Below are 22,857 nucleotides of genomic sequence, written 5' to 3'. Positions count from 1 at the left end.
AGGCGTGGCCGCTATACTCTTGGAGCATGGCCAGGCGGGCGGAATTATACATGGCAACCCTTGGTGCCGAGGGCCGCAAACGCGAAAGGTTGTAAGAGCATTTGAGGAAAGATGACCGAGATCAAGAGTACCACTGCTCTGCCACCGACCAGCGCGCCACGCCAGCCGATAGCGGCCAGCGACCTTGCGCTCAAGCTGCTGCAACCAATGCAGGGCCTGCTCGCGGCGGGCGAAAATGCGGAAGCCGAAGTAGTCAGCATCAGGGAGGCGGCGCAGGCGTTTCGGCTGGTGTTGCGCCTGACCATGGGCAGTGGGCGCCAGGCCACCGTCGAGGTCAGCAGCAACAAAGCCCCCGCCCTCGGTACCGCATATGTTATCACCGCGCTGTCGGACACCCGCCTGCTGGCTTCCGCACAACCGGCCGGGCGCCAGCCGGTATCGATGATCGACCTTCAACAACTGCCACCCGGCAGCGTCATTCAGGGCCGGGTAGTCGCTACCAGTCAACAGCAGACTGAGGACGGGCAGAAGATCTTCAAAGCGGTTATCAGCCTGCTCAACGCTTCTGTGACCGGACAAAAGCTGAATATCGAGTCGACCAACCCGCTCACACTCGGCAGCCTGCTGACGGCGCAGGTCAAGGACGGCCAATCGCTGGCGTTTCTCCCGCTGAGTGGGCGCCTCGATCAGCTGCACCTCGGCGAACAGCTAGGCGCCCAGCAGAATCGCCAGGCATCGCTGGAAGGCCTGTTCAAGGCATTGCAGGGTGGGACCGCTGCGCTACCCGAGGGGCTGCGCGGCGCCGCCGAGAAGCTGCTGGGACTGATACCGGAAATGCAGCAGCTAGGCGACGCCAAGGCGGTCGCGGCAGCGCTGGCCAGAAGCGGCGTGTTCCTTGAGGCACGCCTCCTCGCCGGGCAGACCGAAGGGCTGCAGGGCGACCTGAAGGCCGGCCTGCTCCGGCTGCTCGCCCAGATGCCCAACCTTCCGGGCAGTACCCCGCTCGCCAGCGCTCAGACAGGCGCGCTTGGCCAGGCACTACCCGCGTTCGCTCGCCAGGCACTGGGTTCGCTGGCGCAAAGTAACGCGCGCCAGCTCGCAATCGGGTTTCCGTTGCCCACCAGGCTGCCCCCGGGCCTTGATGAAGAGGCGGACCTTGAAATGCTGCTCAAGCTTGCAGCTGCTGCCGTGTCGCGGCTCCAGACCCATCAGCTGTCCAGCTTGGCGCAGACGCAGGTCGGACCCGACGGAGCACTGCTCACTACCTGGCAGCTGGAGCTTCCGATGCGCGATCAACGCGACATCGTGCCGCTGCAAATCAAACTGCAGCGCGAAGAGCAGCCTAAAAGGCAGGAAAAGGAACGCGGCGAGCCGCTCTGGAAGATCGAACTTGCGTTCGATGTCGCGCCCCTCGGTCCGCTGCAGGTCCAGGCGCAACTGACCCGCGGCACCCTGTCCAGCCAGCTCTGGGCCGAACGTGGCGCTACGGCGCAACTGGTCGCCGCTGAGCTGACCCATCTACGTGGACGATTGCAGGCGGCGGGACTGAACGTCGGCGAACTGTCCTGCCGACAGGGCACTCCGCCGCAGGGACCAAGCACTACGCTCGAACAACGCTTCGTGGACGAAAAAGCATGACCGACAAACAATCGCGCCAAGCCATCGCGCTCAGCTACGACGGCGTCAATGCGCCGAGCCTGAGCGCCAAAGGCGATGATGAGCTGGCCGAAGCAATCCTCGCAGTCGCTCGCGAACACGAAGTGCCAATCTACGAAAACGCCGATCTGGTCAGGCTGCTGGCAAGACTGGAGCTAGGCGATGAGATTCCCGAAGCGCTGTATCGGACCATCGCCGAGATCATCGCCTTCGCCTGGTATCTAAAGGGCAAGTGCCCACCTGGCTTTCAGGCATCAAACCATGAGCCATCAGGAACGCTGCCTTTGCTCAGTGGGCCTGAGCATTGAGCGTTGCACCTGCGCGATCTTCGCCGGTGACCTGTGGGAAATCATGCAGCTGCCAGGCGAAGTAGCCCGAGCGGAAATAGAAGACCTGCTTGTAGCCCCAAGCAACGGCCATGCGAGCGGCTTCTGCGCTTCGTGGGCAGATCTCGCTGTCGCAATAGATCACCAAAGGCAATTGGCGAGGCCACTCCTGCGCCGCCAGATTGATGAAGTCGCTAGCGAGGTCGAAATGCACGGCACCTTCGACGTGCCCCCATAACCATTCCCGGTCGTTGCGCACATCGATAAACACCGCACCCAACTCATGCAATCGCTTGGCCTGGAATACGTTGACGGTCATCGCCCCTTCGACGTCTTCCGGTGCTTCCGCAGCCTGTACGACCGCAGGCGAAACCACGAAAAACAACAGCAGAACCAGTATGCGCCGCATCACTGCCCTCCTCGTCCCGAAGCCGAGACCTGGACAAGCCCGGCAAAGCCAAGCCGATGAGGTTTGGAATGGGTGCAGGTCAGGAGGTTCCGGCAGGCTGACGGAAGACAGCCCAAAACAAGGTTTTCGGCCGCTCAGGGCTTCTGGCGATTCTGATGCAACTTGCTCATCAGCTCGGCTTCGGACTGGGAAAGGCCACAGGTTTGCGTCAGATCGTCGATGCTGGCCCCCATACCAACCAGCTTCGCGGCCTGTGACAGAGCAAAATTGTTGGGATCGCGTTGTTCCAGCTGGGTGAGCTTGTCTGGCAAGGGCGCGACCAGACGGCCCAGCTCACGGAGCTCGTCGCCCATGCGCAAGTTGCCTTCCAGATAGGCATCCAGACGGCCGCTCAGCTCTTTGATTCGTTTGTCCCTGCTCGCATCACGCTGCTGCTGTTGCTCTGCCAATAGACGCTGTCGTCTGAGCAGCCACAGGCAGAAGCCCAGCAGCCCCAGACAACAGAAGGCCAGCGCAACCAGCGATGCGACCAGAGACGCAATCAGCATCTGTCAGATGCTCTCAAGCTCGGCCCACTCTTCTTCGCTCATCATCTTGTCGAGTTCGACCAGAATCAGCAGCTCGCCGTTCTTGTTGCAAACACCCTGGATGAACTTGGCCGATTCATCATTGCCGACGTTGGGCGCGGTTTCGATCTCGGATTGGCGAAGGTAGACAACTTCGGCAACGCTATCGACCATGATGCCGACGACCTGACGATCCGCCTCGATGATCACGATACGGGTATTGTCGGACACTGGCGCAGTATCGAGGCCAAAGCGCTGACGGGTGTCGATCACCGTCACAACGTTGCCGCGCAGATTGATGATCCCCAACACGTAGCTCGGCGCGCCTGGCACCGGAGCTATCTCGGTGTAGCGCAACACCTCCTGCACCTGCATTACGTTGATGCCATACGTCTCGTTGTCCAGACGGAAGGTCACCCATTGCAGAACAGGATCATCGGAACCCTGCGCAGACGTCATCTTCATAGTCCCACCTTCTTCAGTTACCGCTATGGCGGTCGATTCTATCGCTGGGTCGCGCCCAGGGCGCGACCGTCATTTTTAGTGTATTCAGTGCGGCCGCGGCGTCACTGCGCCCGGCATCTGCTTGACCGCTCCACTGGCGATCAACTCGGCGAGCGCAGTCACATCGACCAACGCGCACATGTGTTCGATTACCGTGCCGGCCAACCACGGGCGCTGACTGCGTTGCGTGCGCCACTTGACCTCACTCGGGTCGAGGCGAATAGAGCGACTGACCTGATGCACCGCCAGCCCCCACTCATAGCCTTGAACCGAAATAACGTACTGCAACCCTTCACGGAAATCGTCGCGGTAACGATCAGGCATCACCCAGCGCGCAGTGTCGAGCACCTTCAGATTGCCTGCCTGGCTGGGCAGTATGCCAAGAAACCAATCAGGCTGGCCGAATAGCGGCGTGAGTTCCTGACCGGCTAGTGGATAGATCGAGCCCAGGCATACCAGCGGCACCGCCAGTGTCAACCCGGCAACGTCGAACAACAGACATTCGAAGGGCTCATCACCCCAACCTGGATGAGTCTCAGAGGCCACGCTGACCGGCTCGCTCGGCGGCGGCGTAATTTGCAGCTCGACGACCGGCTCAGGGTTAAGCACCGGCGCCGGCGGCGACGGCACCTCAGCAGGAACGCTCACGGACGGCACCGGCTGGACTATCTCCAGCCGAGGCGGCTGATTCTGCCGTGTGTCGCGCAGCTGCTCCTCGAGCACCGCGGCCTGAAACTCATCCTGACTGACCGAATCCGCCAACTCGATGGCAGCGTCCTGCAACAAGCCATCGAGATAGGACTGCAGCGCCAGCTGGGAACGGGTTTCTGTAAGGACGGTGCGGCTCATGGAACGAACTCGAGAAGAGAATCTGAAGAGGCTATCGGCCACCTGCGCGACAAACTTGAGCCTTCAGGCGCCGAGCGGCACGGCATTTCATGCCACCTGCGGTGACGCTTGCGTCGCCAGCAGGTGCTTGAGCAACGCCCGGTACGCAAGCACCGCACGGCTAGCAGGATCGAACTGCGAAGGCGTGAGGCCGGCTCGGCTGGCGTCGCGCAGGCGCGTGTCGATTGGTATGAACGCCGGCCACAGGTGGTCAGCGTAACCGGCACGCAGCACCTTCAGCGTATTCATCGAGGCCTGGGTACGGCGATCGAACAGCGTCGGGACAATGGTGTAAGGCAGCGCCTGCTTGCGCGACCGATTGATCATCGCCAGCGTACTGACCATCCGTTCGAGGCCCTTCATCGCCAGGAACTCAGTCTGCACTGGGATGACCAGCTGCTGACTGGCAGCCAGCGCATTGACCATCAGCACACCAAGCAATGGCGGGCTGTCGATGATCGCGTAATCGAAATCCTGCCACAGCTGCGACAAACTCTTGGCAATGACCAGACCCAGGCCGTTCTGCCCGGGCGACTGACGCTCCAGCGTCGCCAGCACGGTACTTGAGGGCATCAGCGAAATACGCTCATGGCTGGTGGCCAGCAGCAGTTGCCAGGGCAGGCCGTCAGGCACTGTGCCCTGATGCTGGAACAGATCGAAGACACTGTGTTCGAGGTTATCCGGATCGTGACCGAAGTAGCTGGTCATCGAGCCGTGCGGATCCAAATCCAGCACGACGACGCGCTTGCCGGAAGCGGCTAGCAAGCCCGCCAGGGCGATCGACGTCGTGGTCTTGCCCACTCCACCTTTTTGATTGGCTACAGCCCAGACTCTCATGTTCTTCCACCCGGTTCGCTGCTGACCGGCATTGCATCACCCACCAGGGGTAACACGACGGTGTTTTGACGATTGCGCCTACCGACGCCTACATGGCCCGAGCCGGTGCAGATTGTGTGCCAGCACGACGCAACGCATCGTCGGGACGCGCATTGCCGCTGCCTGTGCCACTGACGCTACGGCGCACGTCGAGATTGCGCGACACCACCAGAATCACCCGACGATTGCGCGCCCGCCCCTCGGCGGTCGCGTTATCGGCCACGGGCTGGAACTCGCCATAGCCGACCGCTGCCAGCCTCGATGGATGTACGCCCTGCGCCGCGAGCATTCGCACTACACTGCCGGCACGCGCAGCAGACAGCTCCCAATTGGTCGGAAACTTGTCGGTGCTGATGGGAAGATTGTCGGTAAACCCCTCGACATGAATCGGGTTATCGAAAGGAGCCAGAATCCCGGCCACCTTCTCGATGAGCGCAAATGCGTGATCGTTAGGTAGCGCATCACCACTGGGAAACAGCAGGCTGGAGTTGAGTTCGATTTCGATCCACAGCTCGTTGCCGCGTACCGTCAGCTGCTCGTTGGCGATCAGCTCACCGAAGGTCTCACGCATGCTCTGCGCAATACGCTCCAGCGGGTCGAACACTGGCTCTCCGCTCAGTACCGATTGGGCGGATGGATCGTCGACCTGCGATACGTCCGGCTCGGTGGTACGCGGTCGTTCCTCGCCGATCGGGATGGGCTTGACCGAGCGATCGACCTGATTGAACACGCCAACCAGGGAGTCCGAAAGGATCTTGTACTTGCCCTCGTTGATCGAGGAGATCGAGTACATCACCACGAAGAAGGCAAACAGCAGGGTGATGAAGTCGGCGTAGGAGACCAACCACCGCTCGTGATTCTCGTGCTCTTCCGGCGCTCTGCGTCTGGCCATGGGGTCAGTCCATGAAGCCTTGCAGCTTCATCTCAATCGAGCGGGGATTTTCGCCCTCGGCGATGGAAAGAACACCTTCGAGCAGCATCTCGCGATAGGCGGTCTGACGCTGGACTACACTCTTTAGCTTGTTACCGACCGGCAGCACCAGCAGGTTGGCGAACGCAACGCCATAGATGGTTGCGACGAACGCCACGGCGATACCGCTACCCAGCTGGCTAGGATCTGCGAGGTTGCCCATCACGTGGATCAGCCCCATGACCGCACCGATGATGCCGATGGTAGGCGAGTAGCCACCCATGCTTTCGTAGACCTTAGCGGCGCGTAGATCGCGGCCTTCCTGGGTATACAGATCGACCTCGAGGATGCTGCGGATCACTTCCGGTTCAGCGCCATCGACCAGCAACTGCAGGCCCTTGCGCGCATAGGGGTCAGGTTCCGTCTCGGCGACCGGCTCGAGGCCGAGCAACCCCTCCTTGCGCGCGGTATTGCTCCAGGAAGTGACCATCAGGATGCCGCGCGCGAGATCGATGCGCGGCGGAAAGAAAATCCAGCGGCCGATACTCATCGCCCGCATGAATACGGCGATGGGGGTTTGCAGCAACACGGCGCCCAAGGTGCCGCCAAGTACGATCAATGCCGCAGGCCCGTTGAGCAGAGCCGAGATGTGGCCGCCCTCGAGAAAGTTGCCTCCGACGATGGCAACGAACGCCAGCAACAGCCCGATAAGGCTGAGTACATCCATCAGATGCACGCCTCAGCAAGGTTGCGGCCGATGTCGTCCAGCCCGTAAACCGCGTCGCTCAGGTTAGCCTTGACCACTGCCATCGGCATGCCATAGATCACGCAGCTGGCTTCATCCTGCGCCCACACCTGGCTACCGCTCTGTTTGAGCAACCGCGCCCCTTCGCGACCATCGGCGCCCATGCCGGTCAACACTACGGCGAGTACCTTGTCATGAAATGATTTGGCCGCCGAGCCGAAGGTCACATCGACACAAGGCTTATAGTTGAGGCGATCATCGCCCGGCAGGATGCGCACCGCACCGCGCGAGTCGATCATCATCTGCTTGCCACCCGGGGCCAGCAACGCGAGCCCAGGGCGCAGCACGTCGCCGTCTTCGGCTTCCTTGACGCGAATACGACAGAGCTTGTCCAGACGGTCAGCGAAGGCCTTGGTAAACGCGGCGGGCATGTGCTGGATAAGCACGATAGGCGCCGGAAAATTGGCCGGCAACTGGGTAAGTACGCGCTGCAGCGCTACGGGCCCGCCGGTCGAGGTACCGATGGCGACCAGCTTGTAGGCCTTGCGCTTGGGTGCAGGCGAGCGGGCTGCTGGCGTAGCGGGCGCTGACGCTGTACCGCCAGTCCGCGGCGCCGTCGTAGCCAACGTCGACGCAGCTCCACGCGACGATGCCGGTGCGGTACCTGCGCTGGAAGTACAGAACGTGCTGTAGCGACGGTTACTGCGCGAAACGGTGTGCACCTTCTCGCAGAGCAGTTGCTTGACCTTGTCCGGGTTACGCGAAATATCTTCGAAGTTCTTCGGCAAATAGTCGACCGCGCCAGCATCCAGCGCATCGAGGGTCACTCGCGCGCCTTCGTGCGTCAGCGAGGAGAACATCAGCACTGGCGTCGGGCAACGCTGCATGATCTGCCGCACGGCCGTGATGCCGTCCATCATCGGCATCTCGTAATCCATGGTGATGACGTCCGGTTTCAGCGCCAGCACCTGATCGATTGCCTCCCGACCGTTGGTGGCGGTACCGACGACCTGAATATTAGGATCAGAGGATAGGATTTCCGAGACACGCCGGCGAAAGAAGCCGGAATCGTCGACGACCAGGACCTTGACTGCCATACATCACTCCTAGCGGCAAGCGCCCCCACCTGCGGGCGGGCGGCGCTGCCTGACCGAATCAAATCCTGCGTGCGTACCGCTTGAGCATGCTGGGAACGTCGAGAATCAGCGCGATGCGGCCATCGCCAGTGATGGTGGCACCAGACATACCTGGCGTGCCTTGCAGCATCTTGCCCAGCGGTTTGATGACCACTTCCTCTTGCCCAACCAATTGGTCGACGACAAAACCGATGCTCTGGTTGCCAACACTGAGGATCACGACGTGCCCCTCTCGCTGCTCATCTTGAGCCGCATCCTGAATCAACCATCGCTTGAGATAGAACAGCGGCAGCGCCTTGTCGCGCACGATCACCACCTCCTGACCATCCACGACGTTGGTGCGCGAAAGGTCGAGATGGAAGATCTCGTTGACGTTGACCAGCGGGAAGGCGAAGGCCTGGTTACCAAGCATCACCATCAGGGTCGGCATGATCGCCAGAGTCAATGGCACCTTGATCACCACCTTCGAGCCTTGGCCCTTGGTGGAGAACACGTTGACCGTGCCGTTGAGCTGGGAAATCTTGGTTTTCACCACGTCCATGCCGACACCACGGCCGGACACATCGGAGATCTCGGTCTTGGTCGAGAAGCCCGGCGCGAAGATCAGGTTGTAGCATTCCAGATCGCTCAGGCGGTCAGCGGCATCCTTCTCCAGCATGCCCTTTTCCACGGCCTTGGCGCGCAGGACGTTGGCGTCCATGCCCTTGCCGTCATCACTGATGATCAGCAGGATGTGGTCGCCTTCCTGTTCAGCCGACAGCACCACCCGCCCGGTACGCGGCTTGCCAGCGGCCTCGCGCTCCTCGGGCATCTCGATACCGTGGTCGACCGCGTTGCGCACCAGGTGCACCAGCGGGTCGGCCAGCGCCTCGACGAGGTTCTTGTCGAGGTCGGTTTCTTCACCGACCAGCTCGAGGTTGATCTCTTTCTTCAGGCTGCGCGCCAGATCACGTACCAGCCGCGGGAAGCGCCCAAAGACCTTCTTGATCGGCTGCATGCGGGTTTTCATCACCGCACTCTGCAGATCGGCTGTGACTACGTCGAGATTGGAAACGGCCTTGGCCATCGCCTCGTCGCCACTGTTGGAGCCCAGGCGCACCAGACGATTACGCACCAGCACCAGCTCGCCGACCATGTTCATGATTTCATCGAGGCGCGCGGTATCCACGCGCACCGTCGTCTCGGCTTCGGCCGGCGCTTTTTCTGCCGGAGCCGCGGCAGCAGGCTTGCTCACCGCGGCCGCTGGTGCAGCCTTGGCTGGAACAGCAGCACGAGCGGGCTCGGGCTTGGGTGCCGGCTTGCTCGGCGCGGCAGCCGCTACCTCGGCAACCGCAGGCTCAAATTTGCCTTTGCCGTGCAGCTGATCGAGCAGCGCTTCGAACTCGTCATCGCTGATCTCATCAGTGGCGCTGGCACTGCCGACCGGCGCAGCACTCGACGGCGCAGCGGGTTCAGCGCTTACGCTGCCAACGGGCTCGAACTTGCCCTTGCCATGCAGCTGATCGAGCAGAGCCTCGAATTCGTCGTCGGTAATCTCATCGCTGGTCGGTGCAGCGACCTCAGGCTCGGGTGCCGTGCTGGATGCACTGGCCGAGAACTGACCTTTGCCATGCAGCTGGTCGAGCAACGACTCGAATTCGTCGTCAGTGATTTCGTCAGCGCCACCGCTTGCCGGCGCGGCTGCAGACTCGCCGGCTGGCGGCTGAACGGCGTCGAGCAGCTGCTCGAATTCGCTGTCGTCAGCTTCGACCTGGGGCTCGGGCATAACCGGCGTCTCGACCGGAGCCGCCGGTTCGTCAGCAGAAGCGGGTTCTGCCAGACGCGCCAGAGCGGCGAGTAGCTCGCGTGAGGCGGGAGTCGGCTCGACGCGCTCGCGGACCTGACTGAACATCTCGTTCACGGAGTCGAGGGCCTGCAACACGACATCCATCAGTTCGGAGTCGACGCGACGCTCACCCTTGCGCAGGATGTCGAAGACGTTTTCGGCGATATGGCAGCACTCCACCAGCTCATGGAGCTGAAGAAAGCCCGCACCGCCCTTTACCGTGTGGAACCCGCGAAAAATCGCATTGAGCAACGCCATGTCATCGGGGCTGCTTTCCAGCTCCACGAGTTGCTCGGACAATAGTTCGAGAATCTCGCCGGCCTCTACCAGGAAATCCTGGAGGATTTCTTCATCGGCGTCGAAGCTCATATTCACTTCCCCTAAAAGCCCAGGCTTGAAAGCAGATCATCGACATCGTCCTGGCCGGAAACGACGTCTTCACGCATATCGGCATGCATCTGCGGACCTTCACCGTTGGAAGGCATTTTTTCTTGTTTTTTCTTCTCTTGCTCGGCACGCATGGCATCGCGGTCGTGCTGGATGCCGGCGACGCGGTCGACCTGCCCCGCCATGAGGACGAGATTGAGCAGGTTGCTTTCAAGCTCGGTGATGAGGCGGGTCACCCGCTTGATCACCTGGCCGGTCAGATCCTGGAAGTCTTGGGCAAGCATGATTTCGCTGAGATTCTGCGACAGCTGGCTGCCGTCATTCATGCTGCGCTGGAGGTATTGGTCGATGCGCTTGACCAGCTCGCGGAATTGCTCGGCATTCATTTCGCGACGCATGAAGCGCTGCCAGTCGGCCGTCAAGCTCTGGGCCTCGTAGCTCACGTAGTTCACCAGCGGAGCGGACTCCTCCACCAGATCCATGGTGCGATTGGCGGCCTTCTCGGTCATCTCCACCACGTAGGACAGGCGATCGGTCGCATCGGTAATCGGTGACGGATCGCCCCCGGTAGCGCAGGTATCCATCTCGAGCTTGACGATAGCGTTGTGCAGCTCGCGGGTGAGCTTGCCAACCTCCAGATAGAGCCCGTGATTGCGCACCTGATTGAGCTCGTTGAACATCTGCGTCGCTTCATCGAAGCGGCCCTGCTGCAGACTTTCGATCAGCTTGGGTGCATGGGCCTTCAGAGTCGCTTCGAACTCTGCCAGGCTTTGATCTGCTTGCGTCATAGTGCCCTCGCGGCGTTGCTGCTTCAGCCGTTGACGCGCTCGAAGATCTTCTCGATCTTCTCCTTGAGCACCTGGGCAGTAAAAGGCTTGACCACATAGCCGTTAACCCCGGCCTGTGCCGCCTCGATGATCTGGTCGCGTTTCGCCTCGGCTGTCACCATCAGTACTGGCAGGTGCTTGAGGCGCTCATCAGCGCGCACGGTGCGCAGCAGATCGATACCGCTCATGCCCGGCATGTTCCAGTCGGTGACGAGGAAGTCGAAGCTGCCGCTCTTCAGCATTGGCAGCGCGGTGGTGCCGTCATCCGCTTCGGCGGTGTTGGTGAACCCCAGATCACGCAGGAGGTTCTTGATGATTCGTCTCATCGTCGAGAAGTCATCGACGATGAGGATTTTCATGTTCTTGTCCAAGTCGACCTCCGTAAGTCCAAAAATGCCTCAGCAAACCGAGCACGTCATACCGCAAACAATCGTCAATTGGCGCGCCATTCGCCGAGGCGTGCACGCAAGCGCGCAGCACACTGGCTATGCAACTGGCTCACACGCGACTCGCTAACTCCCAGCACCTGCCCAATTTCCTTCAAGTTCAATTCTTCGTCGTAATACAGCGACAGCACCAGCTTCTCGCGCTCGGGCAGGTTGGCAATGGCGTCGGCCAGGGCCTGCTGAAAGCGTTCGTCCTCGAGATCGCGGAAGGGCTCAGGGTGGGTACTGGCAGCATCCTCCTGAAGCTCGCCGTGCTCACCCTCCTGCAGCAGATCATCGAAGCTGAACAGGCGGCTGCCCAGCGTATCGCCGAGAATGCCGTAATACTCATCGAGGCTTAGCTTAAGTTCGGCCGCAACCTCGTGATCTTTAGCGTCGCGACCGGTTTTCGCCTCGATCGCCCGAATCGCCTCGCTGACCATCCGCGAATTGCGGTGCACCGAGCGCGGCGCCCAGTCGCCCTTGCGCACTTCGTCGAGCATGGTGCCGCGAATGCGGATACCGGCGTAGGTTTCGAAACTGGCACCCTTGCCGGCGTCGTATTTCTTAGCTGCTTCCAGCAGTCCGATCATTCCAGCCTGAATCAGATCGTCGACCTGCACGCTGGCAGGCAGACGCGCCAGCAGGTGGTAAGCGATTCGCTTGACCAGCGGGGCGTACTGATCGATCAGGCGGTACTGCGCATCCTTTGCCTGAGCCTTGCTGTAATACATAGCGGATCCGGCACCTGTCATTCGTGGCTTTGTGAAGCGGGGGTGATGAGACGCTCTACGAAGAATTCGAGATGACCACGCGGCGTGGCGGGCAACGGCCAAGTATCGACCCTCTGCGCGATGGCCTTAAACGCCAGCGCGCATTTAGATCGCGGGTAGGCTTCATAGACCGCACGCTGCTTCTGTACAGCCTTGCGCACAGCCTCATCGTAAGGCACGGCACCGACATACTGCAGCGCTACATCCAGAAAGCGCTCGGTGACCTTGGTCAGCTTGGCGAACAGGTTGCGCCCTTCCTGCGGAGCATGAGCCATATTGGCGAGCACCCGGAAACGGCTGATGCCGTAATCACGGTTAAGCAGTTTGATCAGCGCGTAGGCATCGGTGATCGAGGTCGGCTCATCGGTGACGACCAGCAGCACCTCCTGCGCGGCGCGCACGAAGCTCACTACTGAATCGCCGATACCAGCCGCGGTGTCGATGATCAGCACGTCGAGCTCGTCGCCGAGCTCGCTGAACGCCTGGATCAACCCCGCGTGCTGCAGCGAAGACAACTGCACCATGCTCTGCGTGCCGGATGCGGCCGGCACTACGCGGATGCCGCCCGGCCCCTGGATCAGCACGTCGCGCAGATCACATTCGCCGGCGATGACGTCGGCCAGGGTGCGCTTGGTGGTAAGCCCCAGCAGCACGTCGACGTTGGCCAGGCCGAGGTCGGCGTCAAGCAACACCACACGTCGGCCAAGGTCAGCCAGCGCCAGTGCCAGATTGACCGACACGTTGGTCTTGCCGACGCCACCCTTGCCGCCGGTCACCGCAATCACCTGTACGGGATGCATACCCATGTTCACATGCCTATATCTTGCTGGGGCCTTGCGGCCGGCGATGCGCCCGCATGGCACGCATCTGATTCATTCAGGTACTGCTGTCGCAGCATCATCCGGCCCGCCGTGACGAGCCGTTGTACAACCCGGCGAACATATCGGCCATGGTTTCCTCGCTCGGTTCCTCGCCGGATTGCAGACTCACCGCGCGACTGACCAGTTGATGGCTGCGTGGCAGGTGCAAGTCGTCCGGAATCCGGGGGCCGTCCGCGAGGTACGCTATCGGCAAGTGCTGGCTGATCGTGAGCCCAAGCACATCACCGAGGCTGCCAGCCTCGTCCAGCTTTGTCAGGATACAGCCAGCCAGGCCACAGCGACGATAGTTGTGCCACGCCGCCTTGAGCACCTGGCTCTGGCTGGTTGCAGCCAGCACCAGATAATTCTTCGATTTGACGCCCTTGTCGGACAGCGCCTCGAGTTGCATACGCAGCGTCGGATCGCTGGCGGGCAGACCGGCGGTGTCGATCAGGATCACCCGCTTGCGCGCCAGTGAGGCCAACGACTTGTTCAGCGGCTGACTCGGATCGAGCTGCAGCACCGGCACATCGAGGATCCGCCCCAGAGTCTTGAGCTGCTCCTGCGCGCCGATCCGGTAGTTGTCCATGCTGGCCAGAGCAATGCTCTGTGCGCCGTACTTCAATACGTAGCGCGCCGCGAGCTTGGCCAGCGTGGTGGTCTTGCCGACGCCAGCTGGGCCTACCAAGGCGATGACACCACCCTCTTCCAGCGGCTCGTTCTTGCTGACCTTGATCGCCTGCGCCAAGTGCGCCAGCACCATGCGCCAAGCCTGGCGCGACTCGTTGATGCCGGCAACTTTTTCCAGCAGGCTGCGCGACAGCTCAGCCGGCAGCCCCATGCGCTGCAGACGGCGCCAGAGGCCAGCCTGTTGCGGCCGACGGCTCTGCTCCTGGCCCCAGGCAATCGAACCGAGCTGCACTTCGATCAGCTCGCGCAGACCATGCAGCTCCGAATACATCGCTTCGATCGCACGCGAATCGACCGCAGCGGTAGCCTCGGCAACCGGAGTGGGTTGCGGCTTGCTCGCTGCGGCGGCCGGCTTCTCGTCAACCAGTTGACGATCCTGCATCTTCGCCCGCGGTGCGGCGCTCAGCTCGGCGTGGGCATTGGCCAGACGGGCCTGAGTCTTGCGCAGCTCGGCTTCCAGCGCCGGGTTGGGCTTGTTGGCGGCCGGCGCAGATTGCATCGGGTAATCGAGCACGGCAGTCAGCTCGACGCCACCGGCCACCCGGCGATTGCCGATGATCACGGCATCGGCGCCCAGCTCGTCACGCACCATTTTCATGGCGATGCGCATATCGGCGGCGAAGAAACGTTTGACCTGCATGGCCTGTACCCTCGGTTAATTCTGACCCACCGTCGAGACGATGGTGACCTGCTTGTTGTCCGGTATTTCCTGGTAGGCCAGAACATGAATGTTCGGCACTGCCAGGCGCGCGAATCTCGACAGCATCGCCCGTACCGGGCCGGCCACCAGCAGAACTGCCGGCTTGCCGAGCATTTCTTGACGCTGTGCCGCTTCTACCAGAGACCTTTGCAACTTTTCGGCCATTCCCGGCTCCAGCAGAATTCCGTCTTCGGAACCCTGCCCAGCCTTCTGCAAGCTATTGAGCAAAATCTGTTCCAACCGCGGCTCCAGCGTAATCACAGGCAGCTCCGGCTCTAGTCCCACAACGTTTTGCACGATCGCCCGAGACAGCGCAACGCGTACCGCAGCGACCATTGCGGCGGGATCTTGACTCTTGGCCGCCACGTTGGCGATGGCTTCGGCAATAGTGCGGATATCGCGGACCGGCACCTGCTCCTGCAACAGCGCCTGCAGCACCTTGAGCAGGGTCGACAGCGAAACCATACCTGGCACCAACTCCTCGGCCAGCTTGGGCGAACTCTTCGCCAGCAGCTGCAGCAATTGCTGAACCTCCTCATGGCCAAGCAGTTCGTGCGCATGCTTGTGCAGCACCTGATTGAGATGGGTGGCAACCACGGTGCTGGCGTCCACCACGGTGTAGCCGAGTGATTGGGCCTGATCGCGTTGACTGGCTTCGATCCAGACCGCTTCCAGGCCGAACGCCGGGTCCTTGGCGGCAATGCCATTGAGCGGGCCAAACACCTGCCCTGGGTTGATAGCCAGCTCACGGTCCGGGTACACCTCGGCTTCGGCCAGGCTCACCCCCATAAGCGTCAGCCGATAGGCATTGGGTAGCAGATCGAGATTGTCACGGATGTGTACCGAGGGCATGAGAAAGCCAAGATCCTGGGACAGCTTCTTGCGTACCCCTTTGATGCGAGCCAGCAGCTGCCCACCCTGATTGCGGTCAACCAGGGGAATCAGACGGTAGCCGACCTCCAGGCCGACCATGTCCACCGGGGTCACGTCATCCCAACCGAGCTCCTTGGTTTCCGCGGAGCGCTGGGCCGGGAGCATTTCCTGCTGCTTCTGCACTTCCTGCTCGGCTTTTTTCTCACCCTGCTTCTTGCGATGCCAGATCCAGTACGCACCCGCTGCGGCGGCCGCGCCGAGGCCGAGGAAGGACAGGTGCGGCATGCCCGGAACCAGGCCCATCGCTATCATGATCGCGGCAGCCACAGCCAGCGCCTTGGGCGAGGCAAACATCTGCCGCTGCACCTGCTGGCCCATGTCCTCGGAACTGGTGACGCGGGTCACCATGATCGCTGCTGCGGTCGACAACAGCAGCGACGGGATCTGCGCGACCAGACCATCACCAATGGTCAGCAGGGCGTACACCTGACCGGCTTCGCTGAAATTCATGCCGTGTTGCGCCATGCCGATGCCGACGCCGCCGATGAGGTTGATGAACAGAATCAGCAGACCGGCAATGGCGTCACCGCGCACGAACTTGCTCGCACCATCCATCGAGCCGTAGAAGTCCGCCTCGGAGGAAACCTCGACACGGCGCTTCTTGGCTTCATCCTGATCGATCAGGCCGGCGTTGAGGTCGGCGTCGATGGCCATCTGCTTGCCGGGCATGGCATCCAGGGTAAAGCGCGCACTGACCTCGGAGATCCGCCCGGCGCCTTTGGTCACCACGACGAAGTTGATGATCATCAGGATCGCGAAAACGACGATACCGACCACGTAGTTGCCGCCGATCACCACATTGCCGAACGCTTCGATCACGTGACCGGCGGCAGAGCCACCTTCATGGCCGTTGATCAACACCACGCGGGTCGACGCCACGTTCAATGCCAGACGCATCAGGGTGGCGACCAGCAGAATGGTCGGGAACACCGCGAAATCCAGCGGGCGCAAGGCGTAAACGCTGACCAGCAGCACGACGATCGACAGCGCGATATTGAAGGTGAACAGCAGATCCAGCAGGAACGGCGGCACCGACAACATCATCATGCCCATCATTACGAGCAGCAGCAGCGGCACGCCGAGGTTGCCGCGCCCCGCGCCCGTCAGGCCATTGCGAATATTGATGAGTTGCGTGCGATCCAACGTAGCCCCCGGCGTGCAGAACGAATTCTTGACGCAAAATGCGCCTCGCCCGGGTTATAGCAAGAAGGGGTCCAACTTTTTCGCCCCGCCCCAGAGCCCGCCCCACGGTTTGCGCCAGCGGGACAGGCGGCACGGCAGAGCTGGCGAACGCGACCGGCAACTGGCAGTCACACTAGCACCGGCGACAGCCCGTCGCCGTTCGTACAAAGGAGCTTCCAGATGAAACAGTGGATCATCGCCGCGCTCGCCGGCTGCACGGCCCTCGCCGCTCAGGCCGAAACGTTGAGCGTCAAGGTCAACACCGTAAGCGCCCAGGGCATCGGCGAATCCGTCGGCAGCGTGAAGATCGAAAGTAGCGAGTACGGTCTGGTATTTCGCCCGGAACTCACCGGCCTGCAGCCAGGCGCTCACGGATTCCACATCCATGCCAAGGGCAGTTGCGAGCCGGCTGAGATAGATGGCAAGCAGACCCCGGCCGGCGCCGCCGCCGGACACTGGGACCCGAAGAACAGCGGCAAGCATGGCGAGCCTTGGGGTGACGGGCATCTGGGCGACCTGCCTGCGCTGTATGTAGACAGCGAAGGCAAGGCCAACCAACCGGTGCTGGCCCCGCGCCTGAAGAGTCTGGGCGACATCAAAGGCCTGGCGCTGATGGTCCACCAGGGCGGCGATAACCACTCCGACCACCCGCAACCACTCGGCGGTGGCGGCGCAAGGGTTGCCTGTGGCGTGATCGAATAACCGCAGCGATACGCGGCGCGCTCGAGCGGGCGCCGCGTGACCGAATCATTCGTCGCGGCGCAGATCCGGCGGAATGGGCACGTCGTTCAGCGGGTCCGGCCGCCGCCCCTTGCCAGCTCGGTACTGCCGCAGCTGATAGACATAAGCCAGGACCTGCGCCACTGCCAGGTAGAGGCCGGCGGGAATTTCCTGATCCAGCTCGGTGGAGTAATACACCGCCCGCGCCAGCGCCGGCGACTCCAGAACCGTAACCTTGTGCTCCTGCGCAATCTCGCGGATCTTCAGCGCCACGAAGTCGCCGCCCTTGGCTACCAGCCGCGGCGCCCCGCCCTTGTCGCCATCGTATTTCAGCGCGACGGCGAAGTGCGTCGGGTTGGTGATCACCACGTCGGCCTCCGGCACGGCCTGCATCATGCGCCGCTGCGCAGCTTCGCGCTGCAGCTGGCGAATCCGCGATTTGACCTCCGGCTTGCCTTCCGAATCCTTGTATTCGTCCTTGACCTCCTGCTTGGTCATCATCAGCTTCTGCTTGTTGTCCCAGAGCTGAAACGGCACATCCACAGCGGCGATGACGATCAGCCCGCAGGCCATCCATAGGGCACACCAGCCGACGATCTCCGCACTGTGCATGATCGCTAGATCCAACGGCTGCTTTGCGATCGACAGCAGGTCGTCCTGATAGGCCGAGAGCACCAGCAGCGCGACGCCAAGCACCACGAGGAATTTGCCCAGCGCCTTGAGCAGCTCAACCAGCGCCTTGGTAGAGAACATGCGCTTGAGCCCGGCAGCCGGATTCATCCTGCTGGCCTTCGGCGCCATGGCTTTGGCGGAGAACAGCCAGCCGCCCAGCGAGACAGGGCCGACAATCGAGGCGATCAACAGCGCGATGAGCAGCGGCATGATTGCCTCCAGCGCCATCAGCCCGCTGCCCATCAGCAAGCGCACCATCGAGCCTTCGTCGAGCAGGGTTTCCCGGCTCAGCTCAAAGGTGCCCTGCATCATTGCCATCAGGGTCTGCGCCAGACTTCCGCCGGACGCCAGCAAGCCACCGATGCCACCGAGCGTCACCGCGACCGTGCTGAGCTCGCGAGAGCGCGCCAGCTGCCCCTTCTCGCGGGATTCACGCAGCCGTTTCTCGGTGGGTTCCTCGCTTTTGTCGGCACCGCTTTCGCTCTCAGCCATGAGCGACCTCCGGCAGATACGGGAAGCAAGGCATCAGCGGGCCCCGGCCAGCTCGCGCAGCATCAAGAGCGCCTCGCTGACGAAGATCTGGTACTGCGCGAAGATGTCGGCCATGCCGATCCAGACGATAATCAGGCCCAGCACCAGCGTCAGCGGGAAGCCGATGGAGAAGATGTTCAGCTGCGGAGCGGCCCGCGTCATCAGGCCGAACGCCAGGTTGACCACCAGCAGCGCAGTGATCGCCGGCAGGACCAACAGCAGGCCGGCGCCCAGTACCCAGCCAAGCTTGCCCGCCACCTCCCAGAAATGATTGGTCGACAGCCCACCGCCTACCGGCAGGGTCACGAAGCTCTCGGCGAGGATTTCAAGCACTACCAGATGCCCGTTGACCGAGAGGAACAGCAGGATCACCAACATGTTGAAGAATTGACCAAGTACCGGCACCGAGATGCCGTTGGCCGGATCGACCATCGAAGCGAACCCGAGGCCCATCTGCATCGCCAGCATCTGCCCGGAGACGATGAAGACGTGAAAGAACAGCTGCAGGACGAAACCGAGCATGACGCCGATCAGCAACTGTTCGGCAATCAGCAACAGCGAGGCCAGACTCAGCGATTCAACCACCGGCATTGGCGGCAATGTCGGCACCAGCACCAGCGCAATGGCCAACGCCAGATACAGCCGTACCCGCACCGGTACCAGCTGAGTGCCAATAATTGGCATGCTCATCAGCAGCGCAGCGATGCGAAACAGCGGGAGGAGGAATTGCCCGACCCAGCCGCCGATCTGCGCATTGCTCAGCTCCAGCACGGCGCTACCCGATCAGCAACGGGATGTTGTGGACCAGGTTCTGCGTGTACTCCATCAGCTCGCGTACCAGCCAGGGGCCGGCCCAGATCAGCGTCAACAGCATCACCAGCAGGCGCGGGAGGAAGCTCAGCGTCTGCTCGTTGATCTGCGTCGCAGCCTGGAACATCGCCACCACCAGACCCACCAGCAGGCTCGGCACCACTAGCACACCGACGATCATCGCGGTCATCCACAGGCCTTCGCGAAACAGGTCCACCGCAACTTCTGGAGTCATCTGCTTGCTTCCCTAAAGGGTGCCGAAGCTTCCGGCGAGGGTACCAATGATCAACCCCCAACCGTCCACCAGCACGAACAACATGATCTTGAACGGCAGCGAGATGATCAGCGGCGAGAGCATCATCATGCCCATCGCCATCAGCACGCTGGCCACCACCATGTCGATGATCAGGAACGGGATGAAGATCATGAAGCCGATCTGGAAGGCGGTTTTCAGCTCCGAGGTAACGAACGCCGGCACCAGGATCGTCATCGGCGCAGCTTCCGGCGAAGCGATGTCGCTGCGGCGGGACAGCCTGACGAAAAGCTCCAGATCGCTCTCGCGGGTCTGCGCCAGCATGAAGTTCTTCAACGGCACCTCGGCTCGGGCAATCGCCTCCTGCGCCGGTATCTGCTCGCTCAGATACGGCTGCAGCGCATCCTGATTAATCCGCTCGAACACCGGCGCCATGATGAACAAAGTGAGGAACAGGGTAAGACCGACGAGAATCTGGTTCGACGGCGTCTGCTGCAGCCCCAGAGCCTGACGCAGAATAGAAAAGACGATGATGATCCGGGTGAAACTGGTCATCAGCATGACGAACGCCGGAATGAAACTCAGCGCCGTCATGATCAGCAGAATCTGCAGGCTGACCGAGTATTCCTGCTGCCCTTCGGCGTCGGTAGTCAGCGTTATTGCAGGAATCGACAAGGGGTTGTTGCCCTGCGCCAGGATGCCGGACGGCTCCTGTGCCATGGCAAGCGGGCCGCACAGCATCAACGCGGCCACGAGCAGAATGCGCAACATCAAGGCTTGTCCTTGTGATCCTTGCCGAGCAGCTCCATCAGACGCTGGGCGAATTCGGGATTGGCCGGCTCGGCATCCGGAAGGTGTACCGGCTCCTGCATTACGTGCAGCGGCGTGATGCGCCCACCACTCAAGCCGATTAGTACCTGCTCGCTGCCAACCTGTACCAGCACGAGCCGCTCGCGCGGCCCCAGCGCCTGAGTGGAAATCAGCTTGATCACCTGGGTGCCGCGCGGATTCAGCTGCTGCACGCGGCGCAGCAGCCAGGCGAGCAGAAAGATCAGTCCGACCACCAACAACAGCCCGAGCATCAGCTTGGTGAGCTGCGCGCCCATGTCGGTACTGCTCATGTTGCCAGCCGGCTCCGCAGCCAGCACCGGGAGCGCAATCAAGGCGCTCAGGAATGCAAGCGCGCGCATATCAACGCAGCTTCTTGATGCGTTCGGTGGGGCTGATCACGTCGGTCAGCCGGATGCCGAACTTCTCGTTGACCACCACCACTTCACCATGCGCGATAAGCGTTCCGTTGACCAGCACGTCCAGCGGCTCCCCGGCCAGACGATCCAGCTCGACCACCGAGCCCTGGTTGAGCTGCAGCAAGTTGCGAATGCTGATCTCGGTGCTGCCAACCTCCATGGAGATCGAAACCGGGATATCCAGAATCACATCCAGGTTGGGCCCTTCCAGCCCCAGCGGCACGCCAGTGGATTTCGGCGCGCTGGCGAAATCCTCCAGCGGCGCACGTGGCGCTGCCGGCGCCGCAGCTGCGGGCGCCTGGTTCAGCAGCGCATCGATGTCGTCCTGACTGGCGTCGCCGGCTTCGGCCAATGCCGCCGCCCACTCGTCGGCCAGCGCCTGTTCCTCGGGGGATGTGTTGTCGTGCTCGTCTGCCATCGCTAATCCTCGACCGGCTCGAATTGAGTAATGGGCTGGCTCAACGTGGGCGAACCACGGGCTCCAGCACCTGCAACGCCAGGTTGCCCTTGTGGGCGCCCAGCTTGACCTTGAAGGCCGGCATGCCATTGGCACGCATGATCATGTCTTCGGGCATTTCCACCGGGATCACGTCACCGGGCTGCATGTTCAGAATGTCGCGCAGCTTCAGTTGCCGCCTGACGACGGTGGCGCCCAGCGGTACGTTGACGTCGAGAATGTCCTCGCGCAGGGCCTTGACCCAGCGCTCGTCCTGATCGCTGACGTCCGACTGGAAACCGGCGTCGAGCATCTCGCGGATCGGCTCGATCATCGAGTACGGCATGGTCACGTGCAGATCGCCACCGCCGCTGTCCAGTTCGATGTGGAAGGTGGAGACCACCACCACTTCACTGGGGCTGACGATGTTGGCCAACGCCGGGTTCACTTCCGAGTTGACGTATTCGAAGTTGACGTCGAGCACCGCATGCCAGGCTTCCTTGAGATCGGCGAAGGCCTGATCCAGCACCATGCGCACCACGCGCAGCTCGGTGGGTGTGAACTCGCGCCCCTCGATCTTGGCGTGGCGACCGTCGCCGCCGAAGAAGTTGTCCACCAGCTTGAACACCAGCTTGGCGTCGAGGATGAACAGTGCCGTGCCGCGTAGCGGCTTCATCTTCACCAGGTTGAGGCTGGTAGGCACATACAGCGAATGCACGTACTCGCCGAACTTCATCACCTGGACACCACCGACCGATACATCAGCCGAACGGCGCAGCAGGTTGAACATGCTGATCCGGGTGTAACGGGCGAAGCGCTCGTTGATCATTTCCAGCGTGGGCATGCGCCCACGCACGATGCGGTCCTGACTGGTCAGGTCGTAGCTTTTGATGGACCCCGGCTCGGAATCGCTCTCGGTATCCACCAGACCGTCGTCGACCCCGTGCAGGAGCGCATCGATCTCGTCTTGCGAGAGCAGGTCTTGAACAGCCATCTGGGCAGCCTTCTATTGCAATACGAAGTTGGTGAAAAGCACTTGCTCGACGGCAAGCTTGCCAATTTCCTTCTGCGCCAGCTCCTGCACGCTAGCAGTGGCCTGCTGACGCAGCATCTCCTTGCCGACGGGCGTTTTCAATGCCTCGAAATCCTGGCTGGAAAACAGCATGACCAGGCGATTGCGCAGCAACGGCATATGCACTTTGAGGGCATCCAGCGCGGCCTGATCGCGGGACATCAGTGCGATGCTGACCTGCATGTAGCGCTGCCGCCCATTGTGGCTGAAGTTGACGACGAAGGCCGGCATCAGCACCTCGTAGATCGCCGGCTGCTTGCCGGACACTGCTGTCGATTCCTGCGCCTTGCCGGCATCGAGATCGTCACCTTTGCCCATGAAATACAGCGTGCCGCCGATGGAAAGCCCTACGGCCACTAACATGGCGACCACGATCACGATGATGAGTTTCAGCCGGCCCTTGCCTGCCGAACCCGCTTCCGGACCAGTTGGCGGTACCGTCGGTGGAGCCTGTTTCTTAGCCATGCCAAATATCCGTCATCAACAGCGTTTCGATCC

The 22,857-nt window shown here is 61.7% G+C and carries 26 protein-coding genes; 3 read left to right on the top strand and 23 right to left on the bottom strand.

Annotation, left to right across the window (positions count from 1 at the left end; all coding sequences use genetic code 11):
* Positions 1–111: 111 nt before the first annotated feature.
* Together fliK and UIB01_RS08115 are read left to right on the top strand one after the other, a co-directional pair.
* Complete coding sequence (gene fliK / locus UIB01_RS08120; RefSeq protein WP_038658691.1) at positions 112–1,638, top strand: flagellar hook-length control protein FliK; 1,527 nt, start codon at positions 112–114, stop codon at positions 1,636–1,638.
* Complete coding sequence (locus UIB01_RS08115; RefSeq protein ID WP_038658689.1) at positions 1,635–1,964, top strand: EscU/YscU/HrcU family type III secretion system export apparatus switch protein; 330 nt, start codon at positions 1,635–1,637, stop codon at positions 1,962–1,964. The genes fliK and UIB01_RS08115 overlap by 4 nt, the downstream gene beginning before the upstream one ends.
* Here UIB01_RS08115 and UIB01_RS08110 read toward each other — a convergent pair.
* From UIB01_RS08110 to flhA, 15 genes are all read right to left on the bottom strand, one after another.
* Entirely contained in the window at positions 1,945–2,391 is a 447-nt protein-coding gene (locus tag UIB01_RS08110) for a rhodanese-like domain-containing protein (RefSeq protein ID WP_038658686.1), read from the bottom strand. The genes UIB01_RS08115 and UIB01_RS08110 overlap by 20 nt on opposite strands.
* 134 nt (positions 2,392–2,525) lie before the next feature.
* Positions 2,526–2,939: a DUF2802 domain-containing protein gene (locus UIB01_RS08105; RefSeq protein WP_038658683.1), complete on the bottom strand. Its 414-nt coding sequence runs from the start codon at positions 2,937–2,939 to the stop codon at positions 2,526–2,528.
* 3 nt (positions 2,940–2,942) lie between these two features.
* Positions 2,943–3,422: a chemotaxis protein CheW gene (locus UIB01_RS08100; protein WP_038658681.1), complete on the bottom strand. Its 480-nt coding sequence runs from the start codon at positions 3,420–3,422 to the stop codon at positions 2,943–2,945.
* An 84-nt stretch (positions 3,423–3,506) separates the two neighbouring features.
* Positions 3,507–4,310: a CheW domain-containing protein gene (locus UIB01_RS08095; RefSeq protein ID WP_038658678.1), complete on the bottom strand. Its 804-nt coding sequence runs from the start codon at positions 4,308–4,310 to the stop codon at positions 3,507–3,509.
* A gap of 87 nt (positions 4,311–4,397) precedes the next feature.
* Positions 4,398–5,186 carry a ParA family protein gene (locus UIB01_RS08090; RefSeq protein ID WP_038658675.1) on the bottom strand — a complete coding sequence of 263 codons (789 nt, stop codon included), beginning with the start codon at positions 5,184–5,186 and terminating at the stop codon, positions 4,398–4,400.
* An 88-nt stretch (positions 5,187–5,274) separates the two neighbouring features.
* Positions 5,275–6,117, bottom strand: coding sequence for a flagellar motor protein MotD (gene motD / locus UIB01_RS08085; protein WP_038658672.1), 843 nt, complete (start codon positions 6,115–6,117; stop codon positions 5,275–5,277).
* Between the two features lie 4 nt (positions 6,118–6,121).
* A complete protein-coding gene (locus UIB01_RS08080; protein WP_038658669.1) occupies positions 6,122–6,862 on the bottom strand; it encodes a flagellar motor protein in 741 nt (246 codons plus the stop codon).
* Complete coding sequence (locus UIB01_RS08075) at positions 6,862–7,977, bottom strand: protein-glutamate methylesterase/protein-glutamine glutaminase (RefSeq protein ID WP_038658667.1); 1,116 nt, start codon at positions 7,975–7,977, stop codon at positions 6,862–6,864. Before UIB01_RS08075 ends, UIB01_RS08080 begins: the two co-directional genes overlap by 1 nt.
* 58 nt (positions 7,978–8,035) lie before the next feature.
* Positions 8,036–10,210, bottom strand: coding sequence for a chemotaxis protein CheA (locus tag UIB01_RS08070; RefSeq protein WP_038658664.1), 2,175 nt, complete (start codon positions 10,208–10,210; stop codon positions 8,036–8,038).
* Between the two features lie 11 nt (positions 10,211–10,221).
* Positions 10,222–11,016 carry a protein phosphatase CheZ gene (locus UIB01_RS08065; protein ID WP_038658661.1) on the bottom strand — a complete coding sequence of 265 codons (795 nt, stop codon included), beginning with the start codon at positions 11,014–11,016 and terminating at the stop codon, positions 10,222–10,224.
* 23 nt (positions 11,017–11,039) lie between these two features.
* Complete coding sequence (locus tag UIB01_RS08060) at positions 11,040–11,414, bottom strand: chemotaxis response regulator CheY (RefSeq protein WP_011913679.1); 375 nt, start codon at positions 11,412–11,414, stop codon at positions 11,040–11,042.
* A 74-nt stretch (positions 11,415–11,488) separates the two neighbouring features.
* Positions 11,489–12,214, bottom strand: coding sequence for an RNA polymerase sigma factor FliA (gene fliA, locus UIB01_RS08055; protein ID WP_038658657.1), 726 nt, complete (start codon positions 12,212–12,214; stop codon positions 11,489–11,491).
* Positions 12,215–12,231: 17 nt separating this feature from the next.
* Positions 12,232–13,059, bottom strand: coding sequence for a flagellar synthesis regulator FleN (gene fleN / locus UIB01_RS08050; RefSeq protein ID WP_038658654.1), 828 nt, complete (start codon positions 13,057–13,059; stop codon positions 12,232–12,234).
* Positions 13,060–13,150: 91 nt separating this feature from the next.
* The gene (gene flhF, locus UIB01_RS08045) at positions 13,151–14,443 is read right to left on the bottom strand and encodes a flagellar biosynthesis GTPase FlhF (protein ID WP_038658651.1); all 1,293 of its coding nucleotides are present in this window, start codon (positions 14,441–14,443) and stop codon (positions 13,151–13,153) included.
* Between the two features lie 15 nt (positions 14,444–14,458).
* Positions 14,459–16,579 (bottom strand): flagellar biosynthesis protein FlhA, encoded by a 2,121-nt coding sequence (gene flhA, locus UIB01_RS08040; protein WP_038658648.1) that lies wholly within the window; start codon positions 16,577–16,579, stop codon positions 14,459–14,461.
* Between the two features lie 219 nt (positions 16,580–16,798).
* Here flhA and sodC point away from each other — a divergent pair, with 219 nt between their 5' ends.
* Positions 16,799–17,320: a superoxide dismutase family protein gene (sodC, locus tag UIB01_RS08035; protein WP_038658643.1), complete on the top strand. Its 522-nt coding sequence runs from the start codon at positions 16,799–16,801 to the stop codon at positions 17,318–17,320.
* A gap of 45 nt (positions 17,321–17,365) precedes the next feature.
* Here the strand turns inward: sodC and flhB are convergent, their stop codons facing one another.
* The 8 genes from flhB to fliL are packed head-to-tail and all read right to left on the bottom strand — an operon-like array spanning position 17,366 to position 22,824.
* Positions 17,366–18,502, bottom strand: coding sequence for a flagellar biosynthesis protein FlhB (flhB, locus tag UIB01_RS08030; protein WP_038658640.1), 1,137 nt, complete (start codon positions 18,500–18,502; stop codon positions 17,366–17,368).
* Positions 18,503–18,535: 33 nt separating this feature from the next.
* Positions 18,536–19,312 carry a flagellar biosynthetic protein FliR gene (gene fliR / locus UIB01_RS08025; protein WP_015276583.1) on the bottom strand — a complete coding sequence of 259 codons (777 nt, stop codon included), beginning with the start codon at positions 19,310–19,312 and terminating at the stop codon, positions 18,536–18,538.
* A gap of 4 nt (positions 19,313–19,316) precedes the next feature.
* Positions 19,317–19,586 (bottom strand): flagellar biosynthesis protein FliQ, encoded by a 270-nt coding sequence (fliQ, locus tag UIB01_RS08020; protein WP_011913687.1) that lies wholly within the window; start codon positions 19,584–19,586, stop codon positions 19,317–19,319.
* Between the two features lie 12 nt (positions 19,587–19,598).
* Positions 19,599–20,375 carry a flagellar type III secretion system pore protein FliP gene (gene fliP / locus UIB01_RS08015; protein WP_038658635.1) on the bottom strand — a complete coding sequence of 259 codons (777 nt, stop codon included), beginning with the start codon at positions 20,373–20,375 and terminating at the stop codon, positions 19,599–19,601.
* Entirely contained in the window at positions 20,375–20,794 is a 420-nt protein-coding gene (gene fliO / locus UIB01_RS08010; RefSeq protein WP_038658632.1) for a flagellar biosynthetic protein FliO, read from the bottom strand. The genes fliP and fliO overlap by 1 nt, the downstream gene beginning before the upstream one ends.
* Position 20,795: 1 nt before the next feature.
* Complete coding sequence (gene fliN, locus UIB01_RS08005) at positions 20,796–21,269, bottom strand: flagellar motor switch protein FliN (RefSeq protein WP_038658629.1); 474 nt, start codon at positions 21,267–21,269, stop codon at positions 20,796–20,798.
* Positions 21,270–21,309: 40 nt separating this feature from the next.
* Positions 21,310–22,281 (bottom strand): flagellar motor switch protein FliM, encoded by a 972-nt coding sequence (gene fliM, locus UIB01_RS08000; protein ID WP_013983226.1) that lies wholly within the window; start codon positions 22,279–22,281, stop codon positions 21,310–21,312.
* Between the two features lie 12 nt (positions 22,282–22,293).
* Positions 22,294–22,824 (bottom strand): flagellar basal body-associated protein FliL, encoded by a 531-nt coding sequence (fliL, locus tag UIB01_RS07995; RefSeq protein ID WP_038658623.1) that lies wholly within the window; start codon positions 22,822–22,824, stop codon positions 22,294–22,296.
* Positions 22,825–22,857: the final 33 nt, after the last annotated feature.

The sequence above is a fragment of the Stutzerimonas decontaminans genome (assembly GCF_000661915.1).
GTDB classification, from domain to species: Bacteria; Pseudomonadota; Gammaproteobacteria; order Pseudomonadales; family Pseudomonadaceae; genus Stutzerimonas; species Stutzerimonas decontaminans.
Note: the sequence above shows the minus strand (reverse complement) of the source record. Positions and strands in the feature narration are given on the sequence as shown.